This window comes from Mycobacterium sp. UM_Kg1, from assembly GCF_000972925.1.
Taxonomy (GTDB): domain Bacteria; phylum Actinomycetota; class Actinomycetes; order Mycobacteriales; family Mycobacteriaceae; genus Mycobacterium; species Mycobacterium hiberniae.
The window spans coordinates 1-6,868 of record NZ_JRMK01000178.1 but is presented as its reverse complement, the minus strand read 5'-3'; the positions used below and the strand labels follow the sequence as shown (position 1 = coordinate 6,868).

Here is a 6,868-nt window from a genome sequence, read left to right as displayed (position 1 = left end):
CGACCGGGCCGGCCGCCTGCGCGCCACCTTCCCAGGAGATGTCAGCGGGCAGAATCAGATTGGCCACCACCGCCGGACTGGCCATTGAGGCCGCGACGGCTTCGGCGGCATCCCGGCCCACGTCCTGGCCGGCGCCGGTGCGGCGCACCCAGCCGTGGGTCCAGTCGGTCAGCGGCTCGATGTCGGATTCCAGCGGGGCGTCGTACTTCTTGTGGTAGGTCGCGTGGTCCCCGATGACGTTGACCACGGGCACGTGCGCGCGGCGGGCGTTGTGCAGGTTGGCCAGGCCGTTGCTGAGCCCGGGCCCCAGGTGCAGCAAGGTGGCGGCCGGCTTGCCGGCCACCCGGGCGTAGCCGTCGGCGGCACCGGTCACCACCCCTTCGAACAGGCACAGCACCCCCCGCATCTGCGGCACCGAGTCCAGGGCGGCCACGAAGTGCATCTCGGACGTGCCGGGGTTGGCGAAGCAGACCTGAACTCCGCTGTCGACCAGGGTGGCGATCAGGGCCTGTGCTCCGTTGGTCATGTGGCTGCCTTTCTTGCCGGGCACCGGGGTATGGGTGTCGCGCGCGATCCGCTGCCTATAGAAGCACGCCCGGATTGAGAATCCCGGCGGGGTCGAAGGCGTCCTTGATTCGGCGCATCAGGGCGATCTTGACCGGATCCTCGAGTTCCAGGAAATGCTGGGTCTTGACCCGTCCCAGACCGTGCTCCCCGGAGATGGCTCCGCCCAGTGCCATCGCCGCCGCGAAGATGTCGTGCAGCAGCTGGTGCCGGACGTCGTCGTCGGCGCAGAACACCCCCAGGTGCACGTTGCCGTCACCGGCATGCCCGCAGCCCACCACGCCGGCACCCACCGCCTGGGCCAATTCGTGTGCTTTGGTGAGGAATTGATCCATCGCCGCGCGAGGAACCACGGTATCGATGACATCGTGGGCACCGACGGCCTTGGCCGTCCAGAACGCCTTCTCGCGGGCCTCGATCAGAGCGTGCGCCGAATTGCCCTCCAGCACATAGACATCAACGGCCCCGAGCGAGGCCAGCAGCTCGCCCAGCATGGCCACGTCGCCGTCGAGGCGGTCGCGGTCGCGATCCTCCCCCCCCACGACCAGGTACGCCTCCGCAGAGTCACGCACCGAGTCGGGGATGCCCAGGTTCAGCTTCTGCGAGTAGCTGATCGCCGCCAGCGTGAGCTTGTCGACGTACTCCAGAATCACCGGGTTCACACCGCTGCGCACCACCGCCGGCACCGCGCGCATCACCGCGGGCAGGTCGGCGAACGGCACCAGCAACGTTGCGGAGTACCCCAGCCGCGGGTAGAGCCGGACGGTGACCTCGGTGGCCAGGGCGCAGGTCCCCTCCGAGCCGATGATCAGCTGAGTCAGGTCGTAACCGGTGGACAGCTTGCTGATTCGGCCGCCGGTGCGGATCAGCTCGCCGGTGGGCAGGGCGGCCTGCAGTCCGAGCACGTTGTGCCGGGTCACCCCGTACTTGACCGCGCGCATACCCCCGGCGTTGGTACCGACGTTGCCGCCGACACTGGCGGACAACTCCCCGGGGAAGACGGTGTACATCAGACCCGCATCGGCCGTCGCGGCGTCGAGATCGCTCAGCGTGACGCCGGGCTGTACCACCGCGACCTGATTTTCGGTGTCGACCTCCAGAATCGCGTTCATCCGCTCAAAGGAGATCAGCAGACCGTCCGGACACGGGCGTGCGGCCGCAGACAACCCGGTGCCGGACCCGCGTGCGGTCACCGCGACCTTGGCTTCGGTCGCCGCGGCCAGCAGGGCGGCGACGTGCTCCGCGGTCTCGGGGCGGGCCACATAGCGCGGCGTGACCGGCGCGCCGACCAGCGCCTCGTCATGGCCGTAGTCGGGACCGATCTGGTCGCCGGTCAGCAGCCCGGCCTCCCCCACGATCTTGCGGAAACGTGCAGCTATGTCGTCCGGTGCGCCCTCGGTGGTGCCCATGCCGGCCCTCACTTTCCGAATCCGGCGTCCCGTAGCGCCTGGGCCATCGACCCGCCTGCCGGTGCCGCGTCCCGGCGCCCCGTCCCGTTGCCGGGACCCCTCCCGCGATTCTGCTTGGCGTTGCCGCCGCGCGCAGCCGGTTTGGCCGCCGCGCCCCGCGCGGTTTTGTCCCCGGGCTTGTCCCCCAGCCGCAGGGTCAACCCGATGCGCTGCCGTTCGACATCGACGTCGATGACCTTGACCTTCACCACCTGGCCGGAACGGACCACCTCGTGCGGATCGGACACGAAGCGGTCCGCCATGGCCGAGACGTGCACCAGGCCGTCCTGGTGCACACCGACGTCGACGAATGCTCCGAATGCGGCGACATTGGTCACCACGCCCTCCAGGATCATGCCCACCTTGAGGTCGGCCACCTTCTCGACGCCTGCGGCGAACGTCGCCGTGGAGAACGCCGGCCGCGGGTCGCGTCCCGGCTTCTCCAGTTCGGCCAGGATGTCGGTGACGGTCGGCACCCCGAACCGGTCGTCGGCGAAATCGCCGGGTTGCAGCGACCGCAGGAGTCGCTCGTCGCCGATGATCTCGGCCAGCGAGACACCGGAGCGGTCCAGAATGCGCCGCACCACCGGGTAGGCCTCGGGATGCACGCCGGAGGAGTCCAGCGGGTCATCGCCGTCGCGGATGCGCAGGAACCCGGCGCACTGTTCGAAGGCCTTGGGCCCCAGGCGTGGCACGTCGAGCAGGGCGGCCCGGCTGCGGAACGGCCCGTTCTGGTCGCGGTGCCCCACGATGGCTTCGGCCAGCGATTCCGACACTCCCGACACCTTGGCCAACAGCGGTGCCGAGGCGGTGTTGAGGTCGACACCCACGGCGTTCACCGCATCTTCGACCACGGCGTCGAGGCTGCGCGCCAGGGTGCCCGGCGTCACGTCGTGCTGGTACTGGCCGACACCGATGGACTTCGGCTCGATCTTGACCAGCTCGGCCAGCGGGTCCTGCAGGCGCCGCGCGATCGACACCGCGCCGCGCAGCGTGACGTCCAGATCGGGAAGTTCGTGTGCGGCATACGCCGACGCCGAGTACACCGACGCCCCGGCCTCGCTGACCATTGCTTTGACCGGCGCGGGGGCGCCGGCGCTGGTGAGGTCGGCGATCAATTCGGCGGCCAGCGCGTCGGTCTCGCGTGAGGCGGTGCCGTTGCCGACGGCAATCAGGTCCACACCGTGGCGGGCGACCAACGCGGCCAGCACCGCCTTGGCCTGATCCCACTGCTTCTGCGGCTGGTGCGGGAAGATCGCGCAGGTGTCGACGACCTTGCCGGTGCCGTCGACGACGGCGACCTTCACCCCGGTGCGAAAACCCGGGTCGAGTCCCAGCGTGGTGCGGTTACCCGCCGGCGCCGCCAGCAGCAGGTCCTTGAGGTTCTTGGCGAACACCGCCACCGCGTCCTGCTCGGCACGTTGACGCAGCCGCATCCGGGCATCGACCGCCGCGGAGAAAGCCAGCCGGGTGTCCCACGCCCACCGCACCGTGTCGGCCAGCCATGGCGTGGCCGGCCCGGCTGCGCCCATGTCCACGCCGAGCGACCGCGCGATCATGGCGTGGTAGAACTCGTTGTCGCCGCCGTCGAAGGCCAGCGCCAGGGCGTCCTCCTTCTCACCGCGCAACACCGCCAGCACCCGGTGCGACGGCATGGTCTCCAGCGCTTCACTGAACTCGAAGTAGTCCCGAAACTTCTGCGCCGAGGGACTTTTCGCAGCATCCTCCGAGCGCGGCATGGTACGCAACGAGCCCGCCGACCAGAACTTCTCCCGCACCGCGCCCACCAGCTCGGCGTCCTCGGCGGCCCGCTCGACCAGGATCGCGCGGGCGCCCTCCAGTGCTGCCGCGGCGTCGGCGACCTCCTCGCCGGTGTACTCCGAGGCGACCTGCTGGGGGTCGAGCGTGGGGTCGGCGAGCAGCCGGTCGGCAAGCGGCTCCAGGCCGGCCTCACGCGCGATCTGCGCCTTGGTGCGGCGCTTGGGCTTGTAGGGCAGGTAGATGTCTTCGACCCGAGCCTTGGTCTCGGCCGACAGCAGCGCGGCTTTGAGCTCGTCGGTGAGCTTGCCCTGCTCCTCGATCGAGGCCAGCACGGCGGCCCGGCGGTCGTCGAGCTCCCGCAGGTAGCGCAGCCGTTCTTCGAGGGGGCGCAGCTGACCGTCGTCGAGGCTGCCGGTGGCCTCTTTTCGGTAGCGCGCGATGAACGGCACCGTGGCCCCCTCGTCGAGCAGCGCCACAGCGGCCGCGACCTGTCGTTCGGCCACCGCGAGTTCCTCGGCGAGACGGGCGTTTACCGGTTTCAGGGTTACGTTCGCTGTCACGCCGACGGACCCTACCGAACGCCGCGGACAGGTTCCGGGTGCGGCACGGCGTGACTTTTGACCGCACGCAGGGTGTCTACGATGCCGCCCCACGCGGGCTGTTGAGCAGCTGCCCGCAGCCCGCTCGACGACTGTTATCCACAGTTGCCGGTTCATCCACAGATCGTCGCCGGACGGGCGATATTCGAACTTTTGTTCGATACCTTGGGGGGGTGTCCGAAGCCGATCAGGTCCTTCCGCCCGCCGCGGCAGCCCGCGCGGCCATCCGGGCGGAGCTGGCCTTGATCGATGACGCCCAGTCCCGGCTGCGGGCAGCCGACACCGACATCGTGGGCAATGCGTTCCGCGTCGAGATCGCCGAGCGCCTCGAAACCCAGCATCGGGTCAACCGCGGCCTGTCCGTCCGCGTGTTCGGCGAACTGGCCGACCCACCCGACGGCCCCGACGACCCTCGACTGCCCGCCGACACCAAGCTCACCGACCTGCTGTGGTCACGCCTGCGCATCACCCGCGCCGAGGTGCGGCGCCGGTTCCGGGTCGCCGCCCGCATCCGGCCGCGTCGCAACCTGACCGGCCCCCCCGCCCCACCGGAGTTCCCCGCGCTCGCCGCCGCGGTCGAGGACGGCCGAATCGGCGACGACCACATCAAATCCGTCACCACCGCCCTCGACCAGCTGCCCGGGAACGTCGCACCGGCCGATCGGGCAGCCGCCGAGCGCACCCTGGTGCGCCACGCCACCGAACAGGACGCCGCCTTTGTGACCGCCCTCGGGCACGCCCTTGCCGACGTCCTCAACCCCGACGGCAACTTCACCGATGCGGACCGGGCACGGCGGCGCAACCTGGTGTTGGGCCGCCAGGGCCCCGACGGCATGAGCCGGCTGTCCGGCTGCGTCGACCCCGAGACCCGCGCCTACCTCGAGGCGGCAATGGCCGCGGTGCGGCCCGGCCACCGCCGACCCGACACCGCCGAGCCGCCCGAGCGCCCCGACGCACCCACCGGCCCGGACCTGCGCTCCAACGGCCAACGAAACCACGACGCCCTCAAACTCGCCCTGCGCCACGGCATTGCATCCGGAGCCCTGGGCACCCACCGCGGTGTTCCGGTCTCAGTCATCGCCACCACCACACTCGCCGACCTCGAGCAGGCCGGACGCGCAATCGTCGACCCGAGCCTCCCGATGCCCGGCCCTGCCCGCACCGGAGGCGGCGGCCGCCTGCCGATGCGGGATCTGATCCGCATGGCGGCCAACGCGATTCACTATCTGGCAGTCTTCGACGACCACTCGGAACGGGCGTTGTATCTGGGCCGCAGCAAGCGCATCGCCACGCTGGATCACCGGATCATCTGCCACGCCCGAGACCGCGGCTGCACCCGGCCCAACTGCTCCGAGCCCGGTTACCACTGCGAGGTGCACCACGCGAACGACTGGGCTCACGGCGGGCGTACCGACGCCGACCAGCTCTACTTCGCCTGCGGTCCCGACCACGGTGCTGCGACCCGCGGCAACCTTCAGACACAGCTCACCGAGCGTGGCCGCCTGGCCTGGACCGACCGAACGGGCCAGCCGCGGATCAACCACCTGCACCACCCGATGGAGCTCCTGGACCGTGGTGATGATCCCGGGTAGCGCTGCGGGACAACGCCTCCGCGCGGCGTTGCGGCGGCTATGGCCGGCCGCTGATCTCGCGGAGCCGTCCCTTGGCGATCTTGCCGCCAGAGGAGCGCGGCAGCTGGTCGAGGACGACCAGGCGTTCCGGCAGCAGCTCCTTGGACACGCCCAGAGCCAGCAGGTGCTCGACGAGCTCGGCCAGCTCCAGCGTGCCGGTCACCCCGAGCGCCTCCTCGGTGAGTTCGACGTAGACGCAGACTTTTTCGCCGAACACCTCGTCTCGCATCGGCACTGCGGCGGCAACCGCGATCGCCGGATGCGTCAGCACCGCGTCTTCGACCTGGGCAGCGCTGATGTTCTTTCCGCCGCGCAGGATGAAATCGGAAAGCCGGCCGGTGACGCTCAGATAGCCCTCGGCGTCGACCTCGCAGACATCGCCCATCCGCATCCACCCGTCAGCGGTGAACAGCTTGTCGTGATCGACCCCATCCAGATAGCCCAGGCTGGTGGCCGGGCCGCGGCAGGCAGGCTGGCCCCGCCCTGTATCGGTCACGTCGGTGTTGCCGTCCTCGCCGCCGAAAAGCCGGACCGCCATCTCGGGCACGATGCGCCCACCGGTGCGCAACCGCCGCTCCAAGGAGTCGTCGAGGGTGGTGGCGCTGAGCACCCCGGTCTCATTGGAGCCGTAGAACTGCAGGATCTTCGCACCGGTGAGCTCCTCGAACTGCGTGGCCGGCCGGTAGGGCAACGCCTCCCCGCCGGTGAACACCACCCGCAACGAGCTCAGGTCGAATTCAGCACTGAGGCGATCGGCCATCATCATGGTCAATTGGGTGCTGACACAGCACAATACGGTGACCCGGTAGCGCTCGATGGCCGCGAACGTCGCGGCCATCGAGCGCTACCGGGTCACCGTATTGTG

Annotated in this window: 4 protein-coding genes and 1 pseudogene; 1 reads left to right on the top strand and 4 read right to left on the bottom strand. The window is 69.9% G+C overall.

What is annotated here, in order from left to right:
• From LI92_RS18870 to LI92_RS18860, 3 genes are all read right to left on the bottom strand, one after another.
• A partial coding sequence (locus tag LI92_RS18870) for a thiamine pyrophosphate-binding protein (RefSeq protein WP_286135195.1) occupies positions 1-526 on the bottom strand: 526 nt, incomplete at its 3' end.
• A 55-nt stretch (positions 527-581) separates the two neighbouring features.
• Entirely contained in the window at positions 582-1,973 is a 1,392-nt protein-coding gene (locus tag LI92_RS18865; RefSeq protein WP_046321677.1) for an FAD-binding oxidoreductase, read from the bottom strand.
• Positions 1,974-1,981: 8 nt separating this feature from the next.
• Positions 1,982-4,333 (bottom strand): Tex family protein, encoded by a 2,352-nt coding sequence (locus LI92_RS18860; protein ID WP_046321671.1) that lies wholly within the window; start codon positions 4,331-4,333, stop codon positions 1,982-1,984.
• 212 nt (positions 4,334-4,545) lie between these two features.
• On the opposite strand from LI92_RS18860, the gene LI92_RS18855 reads away from it, so the two are divergent.
• Positions 4,546-5,964 (top strand): HNH endonuclease signature motif containing protein, encoded by a 1,419-nt coding sequence (locus LI92_RS18855; RefSeq protein WP_046321668.1) that lies wholly within the window; start codon positions 4,546-4,548, stop codon positions 5,962-5,964.
• 37 nt (positions 5,965-6,001) lie between these two features.
• Here LI92_RS18855 and LI92_RS18850 read toward each other — a convergent pair.
• Positions 6,002-6,835 (bottom strand): annotated as a pseudogene (locus tag LI92_RS18850) (class I adenylate-forming enzyme family protein); the annotation flags it as partial.
• Between the last annotated feature and the right edge of the window lie 33 nt (positions 6,836-6,868).